Source organism: Streptomyces mauvecolor, from assembly GCF_039532965.1.
Lineage (GTDB): Bacteria > Actinomycetota > Actinomycetes > Streptomycetales > Streptomycetaceae > Streptomyces > Streptomyces violascens.
Genome location: NZ_BAAASQ010000014.1, coordinates 103,685 through 124,639 on the forward strand (window position 1 = coordinate 103,685; position 20,955 = coordinate 124,639).

The following is a 20,955-nucleotide window of genomic DNA, read 5'->3' on the forward strand; positions in this document are numbered from 1 at the left end:
AATAGGTCACCAGTGATATGCCGCTTCCGGGATGCGTGCAATGATGTGCGCGCCAACTGCATACCGGCCGTTCGAATCCGCGCGGGAGAGTCCTCAGCAGCTGTGAGCTGGGGCGCCGAAGGAGCAAGTTCCTCCCTTGAATCTCTCAGGCCCCGTACCGCGCGGACGAGGCAGATCTGAAAAGCGGGCCGTCCTCTGCCGGGCGGCCCCACCCAAGGTGCAAGCCGTGACGCGCAGCGCGTGCCGGTGAACCTCTCAGGTTCCGATGACAGATGGGGAGGATGTCCTCGACCGACATGCCCCGGGACCTTGGAGCCACATCCATGAGCAACGCCCCCCGCCTCACCGCCCTCGATGCCCTGCATCGTTCGCTGGGCGCCACGATGACCGACTTCGCGGGCTGGGACATGCCGCTGCGGTACGGGAGCGAGCGCGACGAGCACAACGCCGTACGGACCCGCGCCGGGCTCTTCGACCTGTCCCACATGGGCGAGATCACCGTCACCGGCCCCGAGGCCATGAAGGCGCTGAACTACGCCCTGGTCGGCAACATCGCCACCATCGGCCCCGGCCGCGCCCGGTACACGATGATCTGCCAGGAGGACGGCGGCATCGTCGACGACCTGATCGTCTACCGCCTGGGTGAGACGGAATACATGGTCGTCGCGAACGCGGGCAACGCGCAGATCGTGCTCGACGCGATCACCGAGCGCGCTGCCGGCTTCGACGCCGAGGTCCGCGACGACCGCGACGCGTACGCGCTGATCGCCGTGCAGGGCCCCGAGTCCCCCGGCATCCTGAAGTCCGTCACGGACGCCGACCTGGACGGCCTGAAGTACTACGCGGGCCTGCCCGGCACCGTCGCCGGTGTGCCCGCGCTGATCGCCCGCACCGGCTACACCGGCGAGGACGGCTTCGAGCTGTTCGTCGCCCCTGAGCACGCCGAGCAGCTGTGGCGCGCGCTGACCGACGCAGGGCAGGACGCGGGCCTCGTGCCGTGCGGCCTGTCCTGCCGCGACACGCTGCGCCTTGAGGCGGGCATGCCGCTGTACGGGCACGAGCTGACCACCGCGCTCACCCCCTTCGACGCCGGGCTCGGCCGGGTCGTGAAGTTCGAGAAGGACGGCGACTTCGTGGGCCGTACGGCTCTGGAGGCCGCCGCCGAGAAGGCCGCCGCGAACCCGCCGCGCAAGCTGGTCGGACTGATCGCCGAGGGCCGCCGGGTGCCCCGCGCCGGGTTCTCCGTGGTGGCGGACGGCGAGGTCATCGGCGAGGTCACCTCGGGCGCCCCGTCTCCGACGCTCGGCAAGCCGATCGCCATCGCGTACGTGGACGCCGCGCACGCCGCGCCCGGCACCGCCGGCGTCGGCATCGACATCCGCGGGACGCACGAGGCGTACGAGGTCGTCGCGCTGCCCTTCTACAAGCGCGAGAAGTGACACCCGCCTCCCTGCGGTACCACCCTTCTCGTCTCGCTGTCCGAGACACTCTTCGAGACCCCGTCACCAGCACTCCCCCGCGTACAGGAGAATTCAGGTCATGAGCAACCCGCAGCAGCTGCGCTACAGCAAGGAGCACGAGTGGCTGTCGAACGCCGAGGACGGCGTCTCGACGGTCGGCATCACGGAGCACGCGGCCAACGCGCTCGGTGACGTCGTGTACGTACAGCTTCCGGAGGTGGGTGACACGGTGACCGCGGGCGAGACCTGCGGCGAACTGGAGTCCACCAAGTCGGTCAGCGACCTGTACTCCCCGGTCACCGGCGAGGTCGTCGCCGCCAACCAGGACGTCGTGGACGACCCGGCCCTGGTGAACTCCGCTCCGTTCGAAGGCGGCTGGCTGTTCAAGGTGAAGGTCACGGACGAGCCGGGCGACCTGCTCTCCGCCGACGAGTACACCGACTTCGCCAGCTGACACCTAGACCACAGGGATACAGGGATCGTCTGATGTCGCTTCTGAACCAGCCCCTCCATGAGCTGGACCCGGACGTCGCCGCCGCCGTCGACGCCGAGCTCCACCGTCAGCAGTCCACCCTCGAAATGATCGCGTCGGAGAACTTCGCTCCGGTCGCCGTCATGGAGGCCCAGGGCTCGGTCCTCACCAACAAGTACGCCGAGGGCTACCCGGGCCGCCGTTACTACGGCGGCTGTGAGCACGTCGACGTGGTCGAGCAGATCGCGATCGACCGCATCAAGGCGCTCTTCGGCGCCGAGGCCGCCAACGTGCAGCCGCACTCGGGCGCCCAGGCCAACGCGGCCGCGATGTTCGCGCTGCTCAAGCCGGGCGACACGATCATGGGTCTGAACCTGGCCCACGGCGGCCACCTGACCCACGGCATGAAGATCAACTTCTCCGGCAAGCTCTACAACGTGGTCCCGTACCACGTCGACGAGACCGGCGAGGTCGACATGGCCGAGGTCGAGCGCCTGGCCAAGGAGTCGAAGCCGCAGCTGATCGTGGCCGGCTGGTCCGCCTACCCGCGCCAGCTGGACTTCGCCGCCTTCCGCCGCATCGCGGACGAGGTCGGCGCGTACCTGATGGTCGACATGGCCCACTTCGCGGGCCTGGTCGCCGCGGGTCTGCACCCCAACCCGGTGCCGCACGCCCACGTCGTGACCACCACCACGCACAAGACCCTCGGCGGTCCGCGCGGCGGTGTCATCCTGTCGACGCAGGAGCTCGCCAAGAAGATCAACTCGGCGGTCTTCCCGGGCCAGCAGGGCGGCCCCCTGGAGCACGTGATCGCGGCCAAGGCGGTCTCGTTCAAGGTCGCGGCATCGCCGGAGTTCAAGGAGCGCCAGCAGCGCACCCTGGACGGCGCCCGGATCCTGGCCGAGCGCCTGGTCCAGGACGACGTGAAGGCCGTCGGCGTCGACGTCCTGACCGGCGGCACCGATGTGCACCTGGTCCTGGTGGACCTGCGCAACTCGGAGCTGGACGGCCAGCAGGCCGAGGACCGCCTCCACGAGGTCGGCATCACGGTCAACCGGAACGCCATCCCGAACGACCCGCGGCCGCCGATGGTCACCTCGGGTCTGCGGATCGGCACCCCGGCGCTCGCCACCCGCGGCTTCGGTGACGACGACTTCCGCGAGGTCGCCGACATCATCGCCGAGGCCCTGAAGCCGGACTTCGACAAGGACGCCCTGGCTGCCCGGGTGTCCGCTCTGGCCGCGAAGCACCCGCTGTACCCCGGCCTGAAGTAGTTTCGTACGCTTTAGTTCCCGGTTCATTTCGGGACGAAGCTCCGGGGCACCGCGCACACTGGTAGTGAGCGCGGTGCCCCANCGCGCACACTGGTAGTGAGCGCGGTGCCCCATCCCATGCTGTGCCAGCTTTGCTCTGCACCACCCGGCAGACAACGGCGTCTACCAACCCCTCAAGGAGTCCCCCGTGGCCATCTCGGTCTTCGACCTGTTCTCGATCGGCATCGGCCCGTCCAGCTCCCACACCGTCGGCCCGATGCGGGCTGCCCGGATGTTCGCCGCGCGCCTGAAGAACGAGGGCCTGATCGCCCACACCGTGCGGATACGGGCCGAGCTGTACGGCTCGCTCGGCGCCACCGGCCACGGCCACGGCACCCCGAAGGCGGTGCTGCTCGGCCTGGAGGGCGCCTCCCCGCGCACGGTCGACGTCGAGACCGCCGACGACCAGGTGGAGCGGATCAAGGACTCGGGGCGGCTCAATGTGCTCGGCATGCACGAGATCGACTTCGCCTACGACGACGACCTGATCCTGCACCGCCGCAAGGCACTCCCGTACCACGCCAACGGCATGACGGTCTTCGCGTACGACATCGACGGCGCGCTCATCCTGGAGAAGACGTACTACTCGGTCGGCGGCGGCTTCGTGGTCGACGAGGACGCTGTCGCGGGCGAGAACCCGATCGTGCCGGACGACACCGTCCTCAAGCACCCCTTCCGCACCGGCGACGAGCTGCTGCGGCTCGCCCAGGACACCGGTCTTTCGATCTCCGCGCTGATGCTGGAGAACGAGAAGGCCTGGCGCACCGAGGACGAGATCCGCTCCGGGCTCCTCGACATCTGGCGGGTCATGCAGGCCTGCGTCTCGCGCGGCATGTCCCGCGAGGGCATCCTGCCCGGCGGCCTCAAGGTCCGCCGCCGCGCCGCCACCACCGCCCGCCAGCTGCGCGCCGAGGGCAACCCCGAGGCGCACGCCATGGAGTGGGCGACGCTGTACGCGATGGCCGTCAACGAGGAGAACGCGGCGGGCGGCCGGGTCGTGACCGCGCCCACCAACGGCGCCGCGGGCATCATCCCGGCGGTCCTGCACTACTACATGAACTTCGTGCCCGGCGCGGACGAGGACGGCATCGTCCGCTTCCTGCTGGCCGCCGGTGCGATCGGCATGCTGTTCAAGGAGAACGCCTCGATCTCCGGCGCCGAGGTCGGCTGCCAGGGCGAGGTCGGCTCCGCCTGCTCGATGGCGGCGGGCGCGCTCGCCGAGGTTCTCGGCGGCACCCCCGAGCAGGTCGAGAACGCGGCCGAGATCGGCATGGAGCACAACCTGGGTCTGACCTGCGACCCGGTCGGCGGCCTGGTCCAGATCCCGTGCATCGAGCGCAACGGCATGGCCGCCGTGAAGGCCGTCACCGCCGCCAAGATGGCGATGCGCGGCGACGGCAGCCACAAGGTGTCCCTGGACAAGGTCATCAAGACGATGAAGGAGACGGGGGCCGACATGAGCGTCAAGTACAAGGAGACGGCCCGCGGCGGCCTCGCCGTCAACATCATCGAGTGCTGAGTTTCTACAAGCCGAGCGCCTAGAAGCTGTGGGCGGCCGGGCGCTCCCTGGGCGCCGCCGCCAGGGCCTCGGTGACCTCCGCGACGTTGCCCCGCAGTCCGTAGACCGGGGTCGCGGGCTGCTGGCGCCAGGAGTCGTCGATGCCGCCCGCGTCCACGGTGTCGAAGCCCAGCTCGTCGACGAGCTCGCGGACCAGTTGCTTGGCGGCCGCGTCGTCGCCGGCCACCGGCAGGGCGATCCGCTCGGGGTCGCCCTGCGGTCGCGGCCGCTCGAGCAGATCCTGTGCGTACGTGCCGTTGAAGGCCTTGATCACCGGGTGGCCGATGTGCTGCTCGGTCCAGCGGCTCTCGGTCAGGCCGTCCTCGATCGCGTCGATCCGGCCGTCGCGCTCCTTCGGGTAGTAGTTCCCGGTGTCGATGACGGCGAGGCCGTCGGCCGCGCCGTCGAGGAAGCCCTTGGGCAGCTCGGGGACGCGCTTGAGCGGGATGGTGACCACGACGACCTGTGCGCCCTTGGCGGCCTCGGCGACGGTGACCGGGGTCGCGCCGGTCTCCTCGGCGAGGGCGGAAAGGGTGTGCGGGCCGCGGGAGTTGGCGACAAAAACCTCGTGGCCGAGCGCGGTGAGGCGGCGGGTCAGGTTGCCGCCGATGTTGCCCGCGCCGATGATGCCGATCTTCATGAGCTGGCCTTCCGGAGATGGTGCCGCGTTGGCACGCTCCGTGAACTTGCGGGCCCGGGGAGTTATTCCGGGCCGGCCCCGACGGCGTACCGCGCGAGCGGGAGTACGCCACCGGGGCCGATCGGCGTCACTTGTTCAGCGAGGCCCAGAACTCCTCGAAGGAGAGCTTGCCGTCGCCGTTGGCGTCCTTGGCCTTGATGATGGCCTGGGCCACCGTCTCGGTGACGTGGAAGTCGCCCAGCTGCGCCATGACCGCCTTGTACTCGCTCGCGGTGACGCGTCCGTCGCCGTCGATGTCGAGCTTCGCGAACGCCTTGCGCGCCTCTTCGATGTCCGCCACTGGGTCCACCCCTTTGTTGGTGCCTACTGCTTGATGCGTTTCTGACGCGGGTCAGATTAGCTGCCGACGTGGGCGCGCAGTGCGGCGGCCAGCCATTGGAAGGCGGCGGCCGCGCTCGGCGGCTGCTCGTACCCGTTGATGACGGCGAGCAGCTGGAAATAGCGCTCGACGCGCAGGTCCGGGCCGACGCCGACCCGCTCCAGGAGGGTGGCCCGGTCCGCGCCCGCGCCGAGGAGCTCGGTGAGGAGGGCGTCGGCCTCGGGGCTTTCGGGGGCCACCCCGCGCTCCTGGGCCCCGCCCGCGAGCAGGGCGACCTTCTTCGCGAAGGCGAGGTAGGCCGCTGGTTCGCGCGAACGCTCCCGGAAGCTCGCGGAGTTGGTCTCGGCGACCCGCCGCATCAGCGCCCGGAAGGCCTCGTCCTCGACGAGTTCGGCCAGCTCGATCCAGGCGTCGACCTGGAGCGGGGTGGGGTCGTCGGGCAGTTCGGCGGCCACCCCGCGGACCCGGGCGTGGAAGTGCGGGTTGGTGTCGCCGAGGCCGGCGAACACCTCGTCGGTGAAGTCGTCGATGATCTGCTTGCGCTCGCGCGCGGAGAGCCTGGCCAGCTTGTTCATGAGGGTCGTCTCCTGGGTGTCGGACTGCCGTCGGGCGATGGTCGACAGAACGGCCCGGCTGACCCGGAGCGCCCGGATCTGGGCGTCGAGCGCCGCCACATGGGCCGCGGCGACCTCGGCGACCGTGACCTCACGGGCGAGCACACGGCGTACGTCGTCCAGGGAGAGCCCCAGTTCGCGCAGGGTGCGCACCAGCTCGAGGCGGGCCACGCACCCGGCGTCGTACAGCCGGTAGCCGCCGTGGGAGCGGCCGACGGGCGGCAGGGCGCCGGTGTCGGACCAGTACCGGATGGTGCGCACGGGCAGTCCGGTACGGCGGGCGAGCTGCCCGATGGTGAAGGTTTCCGGGCCGTCGTCGATCATGTAGTCGAGTGTCCGGTTTCCAGTGGGTGGAGACTCAAGGCCTCTGGACGGAAAGGAACGGGGAATCTCATGGATGGCACGCTCGGCGACATTCTGGCGGCCGCGGCGGCGGGGCGGTTCCCGCCGCCCGACGGCGGTACGACAGTGGTGGCGCAGCCGGGGCCGCGCGACGCGGGTGTGCTGGCGTTCACCGCGCACTCGGTGATCTTCCTGGACGAGGACGAGGACTGGCTCCGGGCCACGCTGGCCGCGACGGACGCCGACCCGCTCGGCGCGTCCATGAACCCCGGGTTCCTGGCCGCCCTGATGGCCCGCACCGGCCGCTCGATGAACTGCGTCGACCTGCTGACCTGCGCCCCCGCCCTGCCGGGCGGGCCGCCGCTGGCGCTGACCGAGATCGAGGACCCGGAGCACCCGAGGGTGGAGCGGGCCCTGAAGTACCGGGACGACGTACGGGTCTGGGCGGCGGACGGCGGCGTCCTGATACTCGGCCGGGGTGTCGCGGGACGCTGGGAGGCCGCTGTCGAGGTCGACGAGTCCGCGCGCGGCCTGGGTCTCGGTGTCCAACTCGCCCTGGCCGCACGTCACCTGGTGCCCGAACCGGTGCTCTGGGCGCAGCAGTCGCCGGGCAACGCGCGCAGCGTACGCACCTTCCAGGCTGCGGGTTTCCGGCCGGTCGGCTCGGAGGCGCTGCTCGTCGCACACTGAGCGGGCGGCTCACGGCGCTGGCTGTTCGAACCGTCAAAAGGGCGGTTTTCCGCCCCACAAAGAGAAGTTCGCGCCAACTTCACGTCGCCGCTTCCTCACTCTCCGCACCTGGTGGATAACTTCATGCTGTCGCCGCCACACCGGGAGCACAGGGCACCCAGGGACTAGCGGCGCTGGGGCGTTACAGCTGTGACCATCACAACTGAAGCATTCACCGTGCGGCCCTTCCTGCGAAGTTGCCACGACACCCTCTCCACGAAGGGCGGCGGCTCGCGCGCCTCCCGCGATCAGGCCTACGCCGTGGTGCGCCCGGAAGGAGTCGCCGCATGACCTCCGAGCCCGTACTCGACTTCCCGCTCTCGCGCCGCGGCGACGTGCTCCCCGAGGAGTGCGCCTGGCTGCGCGAGAAGCAGCCGGTGGCCCGGGTGCGCACGCTCACCGGCGACCACGCCTGGCTGGTGAGCAGTCACGCGCTGGCGAAACAGGTCCTGGAGGACGCGCGGTTCAGCCTCAGGGACACCGCGAACCCCGGGGTGCCGCGGCAGTACGCGCCGACGATCCCGCCCGAGGTCGTCAACAACATGGGCGACATCCAGACCCCCGGCCTGTGCACCGCCGTGATGAAGTCCCTCGACCCGGGCGCCGACGGGCTCGCCGATCAACTCCGGCTGCGGGCAGGCGAGTTCATCGACGCACTGCTCGCCGAGGGCCCGCCGGCCGACCTCCGGGCGGGGTTCGCCGACCCCTTCTCGGCGGCGCTGCACTGCCAGGTGACCGGGGTGCCCTTCGCGGACTGGCGCCGGCTCATGTCGGGTCTGGACACCGCCTACATGACCGGCGCGCACACCTTCGAGGGCGCCGGGCTCAACTGGTACAAGGACCTCGGCTACATGGTGGAGCGCCTCGACGCGCCCGGCCTGGACCCCGACAGCCTGCTCGGCCGGCTCGCGGCGCTGCGCGAGGACCCGGAGTCCGCGCACCTCACCGACGAGATGCTGGCCGCGGTCGCGGTGTCCCTGTTCGGCACGGGCGCGGTCTCCACCTCCGCGTTCCTGACCCTCGCAATCCTGGCCCTGCTCCAGCACCCCGAGCTGATCGGCTACCTGCGCGAGCATCCCGAGCGCATGGGCCGGGCCGTGGACGAGCTCCTGCGCTGGAACCTGTCGATCGGCGACGGGCTGCCCCGGCTCGCCCTGGAGGACGTACAGGTGGGTGACGTCCTCGTCCGCAAGGGCGAGTTGGTGCTCGTCCTGGTCGAGGGCGCCAACTTCGACCCGGAGGTCTTCACCGACCCCCAGCGCCTCGATCTCGGCCGGGAACACAACCCGCATCTGTCCTTCGGCGCCGGGCGGCACTCCTGCCCGGCCACGGGGCTCGGCCGGCTGCACGCCGAGACGGCGCTCTCGGTCCTGGTGGACCGGATGCCGGGGCTGCGCCTCGCGGTGCCGGCCGAACACCTGGTGTGGCGTACGGGCTTCATCAAGCGCCTGCCGGAGCGGCTGCCCGCGCTGTGGTGACACGGCGGTGCCCCGGGGCCGGCGGACCCCGGGGCACCGCCCCCGCTCGTGCTCGTGCTCGTGCTCAGCGGAAGATGCCGGTGTGGCCGAGCGAGTACCGGCCGGGCTGCGGATAGACGGCGAGGCCGTGCGGGCCCGAGCCGACCGGGATGCGGGCCAGCTCCTTGCCGGTGGCGGTGTCGATGGCGTACACCTCGGAGTTGTAGCGGCCGGACAGCCAGAGCACCTTGCCGTCGGCGGAGACGCCGCCCATGTCGGGGCTGCCGCCGTCCGGCAGCTCCCATTTCTTGGTGAGCTTGTTCTTGGTGAAGTCGAAGATGGAGATGGTGCCCTCGCCGCGGTTGGAGATGTACATCTCCTTGGAGTCGCGGCTGATGTAGAGGCCGTGGCAGCCCTTGCCGGTGGGCAGCAGGGTCGGCGTGGTGAACCTGTCGCCGTCCAGGACCCACATGCCGTGCGCCATCATGTCGGCGATGTAGAAGGTCTTGCCGTCCGGGGACATCTTCACGTCCTGCGGCATCGCCCCGTCGAAGGGCAGCTTCTGGTGGGCGATGACCTCCATCTTCTCCGTGTCGACCTTGAGCAGCTCTCCGGAGAACTCGCAGGAGACGATGAAATACCGCCCGTCGATGGAGAAGTCGGCGTGGTTGACGCCCGCACAGGTCACCGGGACGGTCTTGACCCGGTTCATGGTGACCGGGTCGCGGAAGACGAGCTCGCGGTCCTTCGAGGCCATCACGACGGCGTACTTGCCGTTCGGCGTGAAGTAGAGGTTGTACGGGTCCGAGACCTGGACGGTGCGCCCGGTCCTGCCGGTCGCCGGGTCGATGGCGGTGAGCGAGTCGCCGAGGTCGTTGTTGACCCAGAGCGTCTTCATGTCCCAGGACGGCACGACGTGCTGCGGCTGGTGGCCGACCGGAATCGTCTCGATGACCTTGTACGTGGCCGGGTCGATCACGGACACCGTGTTGGAGTTGGTGTTGGGCACGTACACGCGCGGCAGGAAGTTCTTGACGGCCGGCTGGAGGGCGTTCGGCCGGTCCGCGGCGTAGGCGTCCTTCGGGTCCAGGACGGGCGGCATCCCGGGCAGCCCCTGCGGCACGGCCTTCTTGACGACCGGGGGCGGGACCGCCGCCTTGGTGCCGATCGCCTCGTCCTTGTGGTCGGCACCCGATCCGCAGCCGGCCAGCGCCGCGAGCAGGGCTGCCGAGAGCAGCGCGGTGATCCTCTTCGTTACGGCCTTCGTTGCGGTCGGCATCAGGTCAGCAGCTCCGTGGTCGTGACCGCGCGCAGTCGGCGGCGTTCCAGTTCGGCGAGTAGGGCGGGCAGCGCGGCGACCGTGTCCGCATAGCCGAAGTGCAGGCTCACCACCGATCCGTTGCGGATCTGCCCGGTGACGTTGCGGGTCACGGCCGAGGCGCCGGGCGAGGTGAAGTCGAGCGAGTCGACGTCGTACGACAGGACGTGCGGGTACCCCGCCTTCCGGGCCAGTCTCTGAACGAGCGGTGTCGCGTACTGGGCACGGGAGGGCCTGAACCACGTCCCGATGGAGCCGGTGAGCCGGCGCAGCCGGTCCGCGCAGCCGGTGATCTCGGCGTACGCCTCCGTCTCGTCCAGGGCGCCGATGTCGATGTGACGCTGGGTGTGGTTGCCCAGCTCGTGGCCTCCGTCGAGGATGCGGCGGGCCATCGCGGGCTGCTCGTCGAGCCAGCTGCCGACGGCGAGGACGGTGATTCTGGCACCGGCCTTCTCGGCCTCGCCGAGCAGAGTCGTGGCGATCTTGGGATCACCCTGGCCGTGGAAGGTGAGCGCGACCTGCGGGCGGGCCCGGGGTCCGCTGCTGATCTGGACCGGCTGCCCCGGAAAGGCGCGGGGGGCCGGTGCGGGGCGGGGAGCTTCGGGGCGGGCGGGGGCGGCGACCGCCGCGGAGGCGGACGGCTGGGGCTTCGGCGAGTCGGCCGGCTGCTCGCCGGCCTTGTCCTCCGAACAGCCTGCCGTGAACGCCCCCACGATGGCCGCGCCCGCCCCGGCCCGCAGGGCGCTGCGGCGGTCGACCGCATGGGGTGATGGATTCGGCACATGGACATTTAAGTGGGGCGAGGGGCGGTTGGTAACGATTGACCCATTTCAGGACCTCTGCGGGTCGCGCCCGACCGAAGCCGATCGAAGGTGTCCAAGTCGCTGATTCACTCATCGCCTTCGATAGTTATTCATGCTTTAGAAGGTGCGTGCTCAAGCTCACCTACGATTCACAGCTAAACTGTCATAGTTAGTGGCGCTATGTCCGACTAGGGACTTTTGATGATGGGCCGCCCATCTGTCATAGTCGGAGCCACGACCCCCATTGACCCGGGCCAGGTCGTCTTCAGTCGCCGTGGATCACACCCCCCCAGATCCACGGCGCTCCACAGAAGCCCCCGCGGCGCCGCATCCGGCAGCCAGGGGGCTTCTGTGATGCAGCGAGGCCTTCGGTGACTCAGCGGTCCGCGACCCGCATCTCGAACCAGGTGGTCTTGCCGCGCGGCAGCAGGTCCACGCCCCAGCGGTCGGAGAGCTTGTCGACGAGGAAGAGGCCCCGGCCGCTGATGTCGAGCTCGTGCACCGGCATCAGGCAGGGCAGCCCGCGCGAGGGGTCGCGGACCTCGATCCGGATCCAGCCCCGGCGGCGCAGCATGCGCAGCCCGAAGACGCGGGCCCCGGTGTGCCGTACCGCGTTGCCGACGAGTTCGGAGACGAGGAGCACCGCGTGCTCGGCGAGCGTCGGCGAGAGCGCCCACTGGCGCAGCACCACGGACTGCGTGATCCGGCGGGCCGTGGCGGCCGACTCCGGACGTGAGGGCAGCCGGACTTCCTCCTCCGTCGGATTCCCGAACAACTCCAGCGCCTTCAGCGCCACTTCGTCGTCGGCGGACGGCATCCACCGTGCCGCGGTCGCACTCACGCGCTGCGCCGGTTGTTCCACACCCTCCAGCCCCGCCATGGCACCATCATGGCGGCCCGGGGCGGCCTCCGGGGCCGTTCCGAAGGAATCGGGCCTCCGGAACCTGAGGTTCCGGAGGCCCGTTCTGGCATATGACGGGGGCAGTCGATGGCGCAATGCATCCACTCTGACCTGCGATGACGTGATGCATTCGCTTGATCACCAAGCGTTCCGGAGGGGTTTTCCTTAAGGTGCGCTTAAGGCTGTGCTAATCCCCCCACAGGGTGTACACACTGCCCTCACATGTACAGCCGCGGTTGACCCCGCCCCCCTCAACTCCCCTGCTCTCAGAGGAACTTGGCCTTGCCCGGGCCCTCCTCGACGAAGCTGCGCATCCCCCGCTCGCGGTCCTCGGTCGCGAACAGGCCCGCGAACCAGTTGCGTTCGACGGCCAGGCCGGTGTCGATGTCCGTCTCCAGACCCGCGTCGATGGACTCCTTGGCCGCGCGCAGTGCGATGGCCGGGCCCTGCGCGAGCCGCGCGGCCCAGGCGACGGCCCGCTCGTACACCTCGGCGGCCGGCACCACCTGGTCGACCAGGCCCATGGCGAGCGCCTCGTCCGCCTTCACCTGGCGGCCGGTGAAGATGAGGTCCTTGGCCTTGGACGGACCCACCAGGCGCGCGAGGCGCTGGGTGCCACCGGCGCCGGGGATGAGGCCGAGCAGGATCTCGGGCTGGCCGAGCTTCGCGTTGTCACCGGCGATGCGGAAGTCGGCACACAGCGCCAACTCGCAGCCGCCGCCGAGCGCGTAGCCGGTGACGGCCGCGACGACCGGCTTGGGGATCTTGGCGACGGCGGTGAAGCAGTCCTGCAGCGCCCGGCCGCGCACGACCATCGCCGCGTGGTCCATGGCCTGCATTTCCTTGATGTCCGCGCCCGCCGCGAACAGCTTCTCGCCGCCGTACAGGACCACAGCCCGCACGTCCGCGCGCCGGGCCGCCTCCTCGGCGAGCTCGCGCAGCCTGTCCTGGCTCGCGATGTCGAGGGCGTTCATCGGGGGGCGGTCCAGGCGGATGGTGCCGACGCCTTCGGAAACTTCGAGGTTCACAGTCATGGAGGCAGGTTAACGGTCACTAACGACAACGGACCCGGCGCGTGGGAGGTTTGGGGGGCCGGCCCCCCGAATTCACAGCCTCACAGCACCGGGTCCGTTGCGCAGTTGCCCTGCCGGGCTACTTGGTCCAGTCCGCCCAGGAGAGGTTCCAGCCGTTGAGGCCGTTGTCGGGCTGGATGACCTTGTCCTTGGAGTTCTTCACGACGACCACGTCGCCGATCAGGGAGTTGTTGTAGAACCAGGCGGCCGGCGTGGACGGGTCGCCCGCACCGCGCGCGTCCCGCAGGCCGACGCAGCCGTGGCTGGTGTTGGCCGAGCCGAACACCGACGGGTCGCCCCAGTAGTTGCCGTGGATGAAGGTGCCGGAGCTCGACAGGCGCATCGCGTGCGGCACGTCCTTGATGTCGTACTCGCCGCCGAAGCCGACGGTGGCGCCGTTCATCCGGGTCACCTCGTACTTCTCACTGATGACCATCTGCCCGTTGTACGTGGTGTTCGCCGGGGAGCCCGCGCTGATCGGGATGGTCTTCAGGGGCTTGCCGTCGCGCTCCACCTTCATGGTGTGGGCGCCCGCGTCCACGGTGGAGACCTGCGAGCGGCCGATGGTGAAGTGGATGGTGCGGGTCTGCTTGCCGTAGACGCCGGGACGGCCCTCGACGCCGTCGAGGTTGAACTTGACGGTGACCTTGGTGCCGGGCGCCCAGTACTTCTCGGGACGGAAGTCGAGCCGGTCGTTGCCGAACCAGTGGCCCTCGACCGGGACGGACGGCTCGGCCGTCACGGTGATCGCCTTCTCGACCGCGTCCGGGTTGGTGATGCCGCGGCTGAAGTTGACGGAGACCGGCATGCCGACGCCGACGGTGGAACCGTCCTCGGGCACGTACTGGCCGACGAAGGTGTTGGTCGGCACGAGGGTGGTGAAGGTGGTGTCCTTGGCGGACTCGCGACCCTTGTCGTCCTTGGCGACCGCGTGGACCTTGTACTGCGTCGCGGAGGCGAGGTGCTGGTCCGGGGCCCAGCCGAGGCCGTCCGCGGATATCTTCCCGGCGACCGCGTTGCCCTTGCTGTCGGCCACCGTGACGGCGGACAGCCTGCCCTTGTCGGCGGATATCTTCAGCGCGCCGCTGGTGGCCACGTCCTTGGCGTTGTCCGCCGGCACGATGGTGACCACGGCCTCGGAGGCCTTGGTGTCCTCGGCGGCGCTTCCGCCGCCCGCCTTGGCCTTCGAGCTGGAACCGTCGCCCCCGCCACAGGCGGTGACGAGGAGCAGCATCGCCCCGAAGAGGAGGGCCAGCAGTGCGCTGCCCTGGCGACCGCGCCGTCCGGCCGCGGCCGACGCCCCCGAAATAGGCTGCCCGTTCAAGACTTTTTCTCCCCTCGCACGGCGTGGCCCCGCCACCGCCCGTACTCACTCACCCCCGCGCACGTCCTCGCGCACGCACGGCGATAGATAATCACACCGGACGGGCCCCGACCTCCCCTCCTATGTCACCATTCAGTGCCAACTTGTCCTGGAACTCTCAGGTGAAACACAGAAACCGTTCCCGGTGGGTTAACCGGGAACGGTCAGGGGCCGTGCGTTCGAGGGGTGAGGGGAATTCAGGAGATCGCGGAGCCCGCCTTCCACTTCGCCCAGTCCAGGTTCCAGCCACTGAGCCCGTTGTCGGGAGCGACCTGGTGGTCGTGGGAGTTGACGACCTCGACGATGTCGCCGATGAGGGTGCGGTCGAAGAACCAGCCCGCCGGGGTGTCCGAGCTGCCGCCCTTCACGTCGCGCAGACCGACGCATCCGTGGCTGGTGTTGGAATTGCCGAAGGTCCTGGACGGGGCCCAGTAGTTGCCGTGCAGGAAGGTGCCGGTGTTGGTCAGCCGGATGGCGTGCGGAACGTCGGGAATGTCGTACTCGCCCCCGAAGCCGACGGTCTGACTGTTCATCCGCGTCACGTCGTACATCTCCGTGACGACCATCTTCCCGTTGTACGTGGTGTTCTTCGGCGACCCCGCGGAGATCGGCAGGGTGGAGACGAGTTCGCCGCCGCGCCGCACCTCCATGGTGTGTGCCTCTGCGTCCACGAGGGATTCCTGGTCGCGCCCGACGGTGAAGGCGACCGTCTTGTCCTGGATGCCGTAGACGCCGGGCGCCGCGACCACGTCGCGCAGCTTCATGTCGATGGTGACCTTGGTGCCGGGCGCCCAGTACCTCTCGGGCCGGAAGTCGATCCGGTCCTTGCCGAACCAGTGGCCCCGCACCTCCACCGGAGGCTGCGAGGTGATCCTGATGGCGCGCTCGACGGCCGCCCGGTCCTTGATCGCCTGGTTGAAGTTGAACGACACGATCATGCCGACGCCCACCGTGGAGCGGTTCTCGGGCTTGAAGTAGCCGATGAACCGGTGCTCCGGGACGAACGTCGTGAAGGTGGTGTGGCGGGCCTGGCGGTGGCCGTGGCCGTCGAGCGCCACCGTGTCCACCGTGTACAGCGCGGCCAGCTGGAGCGCACCGCCGCTCGGCGTCCACGTCATCCCGTCCGCGGAGACCTTCCCCGGCACCTCCTCGGGCTGCGCGTCCTCCGTCTTCATCATCTTGACCCGCTCCAGGCGCCCGGCCGGCACCCGCACCTCCACCTTCTGGTCCGCCGTGACCGCCTTGGCCCCGTCGTCCGGAGTCACCAGAATGGCCTCCTTCGGCGTCAACGGCTTGCCCCCGATGTCGCCGATGTCCAGGGTGCCGCCCGAGCACCCGGTCAGCGCGGTCACCAGGACCGCCGTCAGTCCTGCCCATGCCAGGGCGGCGGCCGTGCCCGCCCCTGCCCGCTTCAGTACGTCTCTCACGCCCCGCCCAACGACCGCCCCCCGCCGGGGGAAACGTGAGTACGAGGGCTGTTGCGGGAAGAACAGGTGCAGGGACACGCAAGGGGAGCCGCGGCCGGGACGCCGCGTGCTGCCCTGCGCCGAGCCGCGGGAGGCCGTCAGGTGTCGAGCGCAGCCGAGCAGAGGGCAGTGCGGGGTGCCGTGGGCGGTGCGCCCGGCACGGAGGGGCAACGCCCCCTTCACCCCGTCGTGAACGGCCACCGGGGTGAACCGGGGGCCCTGCGCCCCCCTGTCTGGCCTGGCTCGCCGACCCCGCTCGGCGCCCGCTTCCGGGTCGGCCCCGACGGCGTCGCGGGCACCAATTTCGCGCTGTGGGCGGGCGGCGCCGAGTCGGTCGAGCTGTGCCTGTTCGACGCGGCGGGCACCGAGACCCGGCTCGCGCTGACCGAACTGACCCATGAGATCTGGCACGGCTTCGTGCCGGGCGTACGCCCCGGGCAGCGCTACGGGTTCCGGGTGCACGGGCGCTGGGACCCGTGGACGGGGGCCCGCTGGAACCCGGCGAAGCTGCTGCTCGACCCGTACGCGCGGGCCGTGGACGGCGACTTCGTGCTGCCTCCCGAGGTGTACGGGCACGTCCGGGACTGGCCGCAGCAGCAGGTCGCCGACACCGTGCGCGACGACCGCGACTCGGCGCCGCACGTCCCCAAGGGCGTGGTGGTGCAGGACGACGACGACTGGGCGGACGACCGCCGCCCCAAGACGCCCTGGTCCGACTCGGTCATCTACGAGCTGCACGTACGCGGCTTCACCCGGCTGCACCCGGAGATCCCCGAGCCGCTGCGCGGCACGTACGCGGGGCTCGCGCACCCGGCGGCGATCGGCCATCTGGTGCGGCTCGGCGTGACGGCGGTCGAACTGCTTCCGGTGCACCAGTTCGCGCACGAGGACCATCTGCTGCGGCGCGGCCTTCGGAACTACTGGGGCTACAACTCGATCGGGTACTTCGCCCCGCACGCCGGCTACTCGGCGACCGGGACCGCGGGACAGCAGGTCGGCGAGTTCAAGCGGATGGTGCGGGCCCTGCACGCGGCCGGCATCGAGGTCATCCTCGACGTGGTCTACAACCACACGGCGGAGGCCGGGGAACTGGGGCCGACGCTGTCCCTGCGCGGCATCGACAACCGCGGCTACTACCGCCTCCAGTCCGACGCCCGCCGGTATGCCGACTACACGGGCTGCGGCAACACCCTCCATGTGGTCCAGCCCCATGTCCTGCGCCTGATCACGGACTCGCTGCGCTACTGGGTGACCGAGATGGGCGTGGACGGCTTCCGGTTCGACCTGGCCGCGGCCCTGGCCCGCTCGATGCACGACGTCGACATGCTGTCGCCCTTTCTCGCGGTGATCGCCCAGGACCCGGTGCTGCGCCGCGTGAAACTGATCGCCGAACCGTGGGACGTGGGCAACGGCGGCTACCAGGTGGGCTCCTTCCCGCCGCTGTGGACCGAGTGGAACGACCGCTACCGCGACGCCGTACGCGACTTCTGGCGGGGCGCGCTGCCGGACGTGCGCGACCTCGGCTACCGCCTCTCGGGCTCCAGCGACCTGTACGCCTGGGGCGGCCGGCGCCCGTACGCCTCGATCAACTTCGTGACCGCGCACGACGGTTTCACGCTGCGCGACCTGGTGTCGTACGAGCGCAAGCACAACGAGGCGAACGGGGAGGGCAACCGGGACGGCACCAACGACAACCGGGCCTGGAACTGCGGGGTGGAGGGCGAGACCGACGACCCCCGGATCAACGCGCTGCGGCGACGCCAGCTGCGGAACCTGCTGACCACGCTCCTGGTGTCGACAGGCGTGCCGATGCTGGTCGCGGGCGACGAGATGGGCCGCACCCAGGGCGGCAACAACAACGCGTACTGCCAGGACGGCGAGGTGAGCTGGGTCGACTGGTCGCTCCTGGAGAAGCCCGGACCGCGCGGGCTGCTCGAACTGGCCACCCGGCTCGTCGAGCTGAGGCACCGCCATCCGGTGCTGCGCCGCCGCGCCTTCTTCTCCGGCCGGGCGCAGGGCGCGGACGGGCTGCGGGACCTGGCGTGGTTCACCGCGCGGGGCGAGGAGATGACGGAGCAGGACTGGTACGCCCCCACCGCGACGCTGGGCCTGTACCTGTCCGGCCGCGACATCCCGGGGCGCGACGCGCGGGGTGCGCCGGTGACCGACGACAGCTTCCTGATCCTGCTGCACTCGGCGGACCGCCCTGAGGGCTGCGTGCTGCCGGGGCCGCCGTGGGCCGCCTCGTACGAGCTGGTCGTGGACACCTCGGAGGAGGAACAGGCCGAGGCGCCGGGGCGGGTGCACCGGGGCGGCGAGACGGTGACGCTGCCGGCCCGGTCGGTCCTTGTGCTGAAGGTGGCGGGGTAGGGCGGGTCCTGCCGGGCGGAGGGGCCGGGGCGGGTGGAGACAGGGTGGAGACGGCCCGGTGGGCGGCGGTCGAAATCTCCACCCGGCGGTCCACCCGCGGGCCGATCCGCTCCACCCGCCCCGGGTGCGATCGTCGAACGTGCCGGAGCCATCGGCGGGCGACGAGGGAGTGGTGCGGCATGTACAACGACATCGAGCTGACTCTGCGGATCACCCTGTATGCGTGGCTGGCCTGCGAACTGGCCCTCCAGGTACGCCAGTTGATGAGCAGCGCGCCCACCGAGCGCACCGAGTGGCGCAGCCTGCTGCTCTTCGTCGTGGCGCTGGGCGCGGCAGGCTGGGCGGCCCGTCCGGTCGCCCGCGCCACTCCCGCTCTGGACTATTCGACGGCCTCGACGGGGGCCCGCCTGGCGGTGCTGATCGTCGCTTGGGCCGGGATAGCCCTGCGGCTTTGGGCCATCGTCGCCCTGGGCCGCTTCTTCCGTGGCACGGTCCACGTCCAGCGGGACCACCAGGTGGTGCGCTCCGGCCCGTACCGCTGGGTGCGCCATCCCGCGTACAGCGGCATCGCGCTGGCCGGGCTCGCCCTCGGGGTGACGTACGACAACGCGGCGGCGCTCCTGGTGTTCGCGGCGGGCGGCGCCCTGGCGCTCGGCTACCGCATCCACGTGGAGGAGAAGCTCCTCTCCGAGGCACTGGGCACCGCGTACACGGAATACGCGGCCACCAGACCCCGGCTGATACCCGGGGTCTGGTGAGGGCTCCGGCGGGGGCGGCGCGAGAGGCTCCGGTCAGCCGAGGATCTTCCGGTCGTACGCCACCGCCACCGCGGCGGCCCGGTCCTTGACGCCCAACTTGCCGTAGATGTGCGTCAGATGGGTCTTCACCGTGGCCTCGCTGATGAACAGGGCCCGCGCGATCTCCCGGTTGGAGGTGCCCTTGGAGACGAGGGCGAGGACTTCGCGCTCACGGCCCGAGAGGGGTTCACCGGCGGGGACGGCGGGCGTGCGGACCGCCGTGACCAGGCGGGAGGCGACCGCCGGGGAGAGCACCGTGCGGCCTGCGGCAGCGGCCCGCACGGCGGTGAACAGCTCCTCGCGCGGGGCGTCCTTGAGGAGGTAGCCGGTGGCGCCCGCCTCGATCGCGGGGAGGGTGTCCGAGTCGGTGTCGTACGTGGTGAGGACGAGGACCTTGGAGCGCAGCCCGCGCCGGGTGAGTTCCGCGATCGCGGCCACTCCCCCGCCACCGGGCATCCGCAGGTCCATCAGGACGACGTCCGGGTCGAGTTGCTCGGCGAGGTCGACGCCCTCGACTCCGTCGGAGGCTTCGCCGAGGACCTCGAAGCCGTCGGCCGAGGCGAACATGCCGCGCAGACCGTCCCGCACTACGGGGTGGTCGTCGCAGATCAGGAGGGTGATGGTGGCATCAGTGGTCATGGGGGACCAACGGTACGCGGGCACAGACCGCGGTGCCATGGCCGGGCTCCGTTTCCACGGTGACCGTGCCGGCGATGCGTTCGGCCCGGGCGCGCATGCCGTCGAGGCCGAAGCCGCCGGTGCCGGAGCGGGCCGGCAGGCTCAGCGGATCGAAGCCCCGGCCGTCGTCGCGGACGTCGAGGGAGACCTCGTCGCCCATGAAGGAGAGGGTGACGCCGACACGGGAGGCGTGGGCGTGGCGGCTCGCGTTGGCGAGGGCCTCCTGGGCGATGCGGAGCAGGGTGGCCTCGATCTCGTCGTGGAGCTGTACGGCGGTGCCGGTCACGGTGCAGTCGGCGCGGATCCCGTGCCGGGTGCCCCATGCGGCGACGGTCTTCTTCAACGCCTTGTGCAGGGCGTCGTGTTCGAGGTCGAGGGGGCTGAGGTTCTGCACCGAGCGGCGGGCCTCGCCGAGGCTGTGCCGGGCGAGCGACTGGGCGCTGGCGAGGTGCTCGCGCACGAGGTCGGGGTCGGTGCTGCTGGTGACCACCTGGAGCTGGGCGATGATGCCGGCCAGGCCCTGGGCGATGGTGTCGTGGATCTCGGCGGCGAGCCTGCGGCGTTCGTCGGCGACGCCCGCTTCCCTTGCCTGGAGCAGGAGTTGGGCGTGCAGGGCGGCGTTCTCGTCGAGGGCCTGCTGGAGCCGGGCGTTGGTGGTCTCCAGCTCGTCGATGGTCGCGATCTGCACCCGGGCCCGCTCGTCCTCCTGGGCGGCGAGATGGCTGAACACGGTGAGGAGTACGCAGTTGATGGCGAGGACGGCGCCGAACACCACCCACCCCATGGAGCCCTTGGGCGGAAGGCCGCCGGACTGGGAGCCGGCCATGATCACCGCGGTCGCGAACAGGCCGACCCTCACCAGGCGCCGGGGCAGCACCGCCTGGGCGCCGAAGTAGCCGACGACGGCGAAGAACGCGAAGAACGGGTTGAGCCAGGTGAGCGCGAAGGCGAAGGCCCAGCGCACGAAGTAGTAGACGGCGCCCGCGAAGCTCGGTCCCGGCCGGGTGCGACGCAGATGGCCCCAGCAGAGCTGGAGCAGCAGGGCGCCGCCGACCAGGGCGGCGGTGGCCCAGCGGTCGGCGGTGCTCATCAGCAGGTCGGCGGTGGCCGCGGCGGCGAGGCAGCCGATGAAGAGGAGTCCATAGGGGCCCCAGCGGTGGAACGCCTCCCAGCGCTCCTCCACCAGATCCGGCTTCGTCGTGCTCGCCCCGTCGCTCATGGC

19 protein-coding genes and 1 riboswitch are annotated in these 20,955 nt (G+C 70.5%); of the genes, 8 read left to right on the forward strand and 11 right to left on the reverse strand.

Annotated elements, in window-relative coordinates:
• Nucleotides 1-72: 72 nt before the first annotated feature.
• A riboswitch (glycine riboswitch) is annotated at nucleotides 73-170 on the forward strand.
• A gap of 153 nt (nucleotides 171-323) precedes the next feature.
• The 4 genes from gcvT (at nucleotide 324) to ABD346_RS20140 (ending at nucleotide 4,764) form a co-directional block, all read left to right on the forward strand.
• Nucleotides 324-1,439 carry a glycine cleavage system aminomethyltransferase GcvT gene (gene gcvT, locus ABD346_RS20125; RefSeq protein ID WP_344376578.1) on the forward strand — a complete coding sequence of 372 codons (1,116 nt, stop codon included), beginning with the start codon at nucleotides 324-326 and terminating at the stop codon, nucleotides 1,437-1,439.
• 100 nt (nucleotides 1,440-1,539) lie between these two features.
• Nucleotides 1,540-1,914 carry a glycine cleavage system protein GcvH gene (gene gcvH, locus ABD346_RS20130; RefSeq protein WP_344376580.1) on the forward strand — a complete coding sequence of 125 codons (375 nt, stop codon included), beginning with the start codon at nucleotides 1,540-1,542 and terminating at the stop codon, nucleotides 1,912-1,914.
• A 32-nt stretch (nucleotides 1,915-1,946) separates the two neighbouring features.
• Nucleotides 1,947-3,206, forward strand: a complete 1,260-nt coding sequence (gene glyA, locus ABD346_RS20135; protein WP_189963874.1) for a serine hydroxymethyltransferase — start codon at nucleotides 1,947-1,949, stop codon at nucleotides 3,204-3,206.
• A 187-nt stretch (nucleotides 3,207-3,393) separates the two neighbouring features.
• Nucleotides 3,394-4,764, forward strand: a complete 1,371-nt coding sequence (locus tag ABD346_RS20140) for an L-serine ammonia-lyase (protein ID WP_189963872.1) — start codon at nucleotides 3,394-3,396, stop codon at nucleotides 4,762-4,764.
• A gap of 19 nt (nucleotides 4,765-4,783) precedes the next feature.
• Here the strand turns inward: ABD346_RS20140 and ABD346_RS20145 are convergent, their stop codons facing one another.
• From ABD346_RS20145 to ABD346_RS20155, 3 genes are all read right to left on the reverse strand, one after another.
• The gene (locus tag ABD346_RS20145; RefSeq protein ID WP_344376749.1) at nucleotides 4,784-5,509 is read right to left on the reverse strand and encodes an NADPH-dependent F420 reductase; all 726 of its coding nucleotides are present in this window, start codon (nucleotides 5,507-5,509) and stop codon (nucleotides 4,784-4,786) included.
• 61 nt (nucleotides 5,510-5,570) lie between these two features.
• Complete coding sequence (locus tag ABD346_RS20150) at nucleotides 5,571-5,783, reverse strand: EF-hand domain-containing protein (protein ID WP_053726211.1); 213 nt, start codon at nucleotides 5,781-5,783, stop codon at nucleotides 5,571-5,573.
• 56 nt (nucleotides 5,784-5,839) lie between these two features.
• Nucleotides 5,840-6,760, reverse strand: a complete 921-nt coding sequence (locus tag ABD346_RS20155) for a helix-turn-helix domain-containing protein (protein ID WP_344376583.1) — start codon at nucleotides 6,758-6,760, stop codon at nucleotides 5,840-5,842.
• 69 nt (nucleotides 6,761-6,829) lie between these two features.
• Here ABD346_RS20155 and ABD346_RS20160 point away from each other — a divergent pair, with 69 nt between their 5' ends.
• Both ABD346_RS20160 and ABD346_RS20165 read left to right on the forward strand, forming a co-directional pair.
• Complete coding sequence (locus ABD346_RS20160) at nucleotides 6,830-7,468, forward strand: GNAT family protein (RefSeq protein WP_344376585.1); 639 nt, start codon at nucleotides 6,830-6,832, stop codon at nucleotides 7,466-7,468.
• A gap of 326 nt (nucleotides 7,469-7,794) precedes the next feature.
• Nucleotides 7,795-8,985 (forward strand): cytochrome P450, encoded by a 1,191-nt coding sequence (locus ABD346_RS20165; protein ID WP_344376586.1) that lies wholly within the window; start codon nucleotides 7,795-7,797, stop codon nucleotides 8,983-8,985.
• A 64-nt stretch (nucleotides 8,986-9,049) separates the two neighbouring features.
• On the opposite strand, the gene ABD346_RS20170 is transcribed toward ABD346_RS20165, so the two are convergent.
• The 6 genes from ABD346_RS20170 to ABD346_RS20195 all read right to left on the reverse strand — a co-directional run bounded on the left by ABD346_RS20170 (nucleotide 9,050) and on the right by ABD346_RS20195 (nucleotide 15,849).
• Nucleotides 9,050-10,243, reverse strand: coding sequence for a YncE family protein (locus ABD346_RS20170; RefSeq protein ID WP_344376588.1), 1,194 nt, complete (start codon nucleotides 10,241-10,243; stop codon nucleotides 9,050-9,052).
• Nucleotides 10,243-11,064, reverse strand: a complete 822-nt coding sequence (locus ABD346_RS20175; protein ID WP_344376589.1) for a polysaccharide deacetylase family protein — start codon at nucleotides 11,062-11,064, stop codon at nucleotides 10,243-10,245. Before ABD346_RS20175 ends, ABD346_RS20170 begins: the two co-directional genes overlap by 1 nt.
• A gap of 397 nt (nucleotides 11,065-11,461) precedes the next feature.
• Nucleotides 11,462-11,965 carry an ATP-binding protein gene (locus tag ABD346_RS20180; protein ID WP_053726204.1) on the reverse strand — a complete coding sequence of 168 codons (504 nt, stop codon included), beginning with the start codon at nucleotides 11,963-11,965 and terminating at the stop codon, nucleotides 11,462-11,464.
• Between the two features lie 287 nt (nucleotides 11,966-12,252).
• Nucleotides 12,253-13,020, reverse strand: a complete 768-nt coding sequence (locus tag ABD346_RS20185) for an enoyl-CoA hydratase/isomerase family protein (protein WP_344376591.1) — start codon at nucleotides 13,018-13,020, stop codon at nucleotides 12,253-12,255.
• A 118-nt stretch (nucleotides 13,021-13,138) separates the two neighbouring features.
• Nucleotides 13,139-14,383 carry a L,D-transpeptidase gene (locus tag ABD346_RS20190; RefSeq protein ID WP_344376592.1) on the reverse strand — a complete coding sequence of 415 codons (1,245 nt, stop codon included), beginning with the start codon at nucleotides 14,381-14,383 and terminating at the stop codon, nucleotides 13,139-13,141.
• 236 nt (nucleotides 14,384-14,619) lie between these two features.
• The gene (locus tag ABD346_RS20195) at nucleotides 14,620-15,849 is read right to left on the reverse strand and encodes a L,D-transpeptidase (RefSeq protein WP_344376594.1); all 1,230 of its coding nucleotides are present in this window, start codon (nucleotides 15,847-15,849) and stop codon (nucleotides 14,620-14,622) included.
• A gap of 141 nt (nucleotides 15,850-15,990) precedes the next feature.
• Here ABD346_RS20195 and glgX point away from each other — a divergent pair, with 141 nt between their 5' ends.
• Complete coding sequence (glgX, locus tag ABD346_RS20200) at nucleotides 15,991-18,258, forward strand: glycogen debranching protein GlgX (RefSeq protein WP_381229147.1); 2,268 nt, start codon at nucleotides 15,991-15,993, stop codon at nucleotides 18,256-18,258.
• Nucleotides 18,259-18,437: 179 nt separating this feature from the next.
• The gene (locus ABD346_RS20205; protein ID WP_344376597.1) at nucleotides 18,438-19,016 is read left to right on the forward strand and encodes a methyltransferase family protein; all 579 of its coding nucleotides are present in this window, start codon (nucleotides 18,438-18,440) and stop codon (nucleotides 19,014-19,016) included.
• A 33-nt stretch (nucleotides 19,017-19,049) separates the two neighbouring features.
• Here the strand turns inward: ABD346_RS20205 and ABD346_RS20210 are convergent, their stop codons facing one another.
• Both ABD346_RS20210 and ABD346_RS20215 read right to left on the reverse strand, forming a co-directional pair.
• The gene (locus ABD346_RS20210) at nucleotides 19,050-19,694 is read right to left on the reverse strand and encodes a response regulator (protein ID WP_344376598.1); all 645 of its coding nucleotides are present in this window, start codon (nucleotides 19,692-19,694) and stop codon (nucleotides 19,050-19,052) included.
• On the reverse strand, nucleotides 19,684-20,952 hold the full coding sequence (locus ABD346_RS20215) for a sensor histidine kinase (RefSeq protein WP_344376600.1): 1,269 nt from the start codon (nucleotides 20,950-20,952) through the stop codon (nucleotides 19,684-19,686). The genes ABD346_RS20210 and ABD346_RS20215 overlap by 11 nt, the downstream gene beginning before the upstream one ends.
• Nucleotides 20,953-20,955 lie beyond the last annotated feature (3 nt).

Bases quoted from the DNA above. Each gene is read 5' to 3' on its own strand.
- ABD346_RS20210 (WP_344376598.1), bottom strand. From the start codon at position 19,694: ATGACCACTGATGCCACCATCACCCTCCTGATCTGCGACGACCACCCC.
- ABD346_RS20215 (WP_344376600.1), bottom strand. From the start codon at position 20,952: ATGAGCGACGGGGCGAGCACGACGAAGCCGGATCTGGTGGAGGAGCGC.
- ABD346_RS20205 (WP_344376597.1), top strand. From the start codon at position 18,438: ATGTACAACGACATCGAGCTGACTCTGCGGATCACCCTGTATGCGTGG.
- ABD346_RS20155 (WP_344376583.1), bottom strand. From the start codon at position 6,760: ATGATCGACGACGGCCCGGAAACCTTCACCATCGGGCAGCTCGCCCGC.
- ABD346_RS20160 (WP_344376585.1), top strand. From the start codon at position 6,830: ATGGATGGCACGCTCGGCGACATTCTGGCGGCCGCGGCGGCGGGGCGG.
- glyA (WP_189963874.1), top strand. From the start codon at position 1,947: ATGTCGCTTCTGAACCAGCCCCTCCATGAGCTGGACCCGGACGTCGCC.
- ABD346_RS20170 (WP_344376588.1), bottom strand. From the start codon at position 10,243: ATGCCGACCGCAACGAAGGCCGTAACGAAGAGGATCACCGCGCTGCTC.
- ABD346_RS20180 (WP_053726204.1), bottom strand. From the start codon at position 11,965: ATGGCGGGGCTGGAGGGTGTGGAACAACCGGCGCAGCGCGTGAGTGCG.
- ABD346_RS20185 (WP_344376591.1), bottom strand. From the start codon at position 13,020: ATGACTGTGAACCTCGAAGTTTCCGAAGGCGTCGGCACCATCCGCCTG.
- ABD346_RS20165 (WP_344376586.1), top strand. From the start codon at position 7,795: ATGACCTCCGAGCCCGTACTCGACTTCCCGCTCTCGCGCCGCGGCGAC.
- gcvT (WP_344376578.1), top strand. From the start codon at position 324: ATGAGCAACGCCCCCCGCCTCACCGCCCTCGATGCCCTGCATCGTTCG.
- gcvH (WP_344376580.1), top strand. From the start codon at position 1,540: ATGAGCAACCCGCAGCAGCTGCGCTACAGCAAGGAGCACGAGTGGCTG.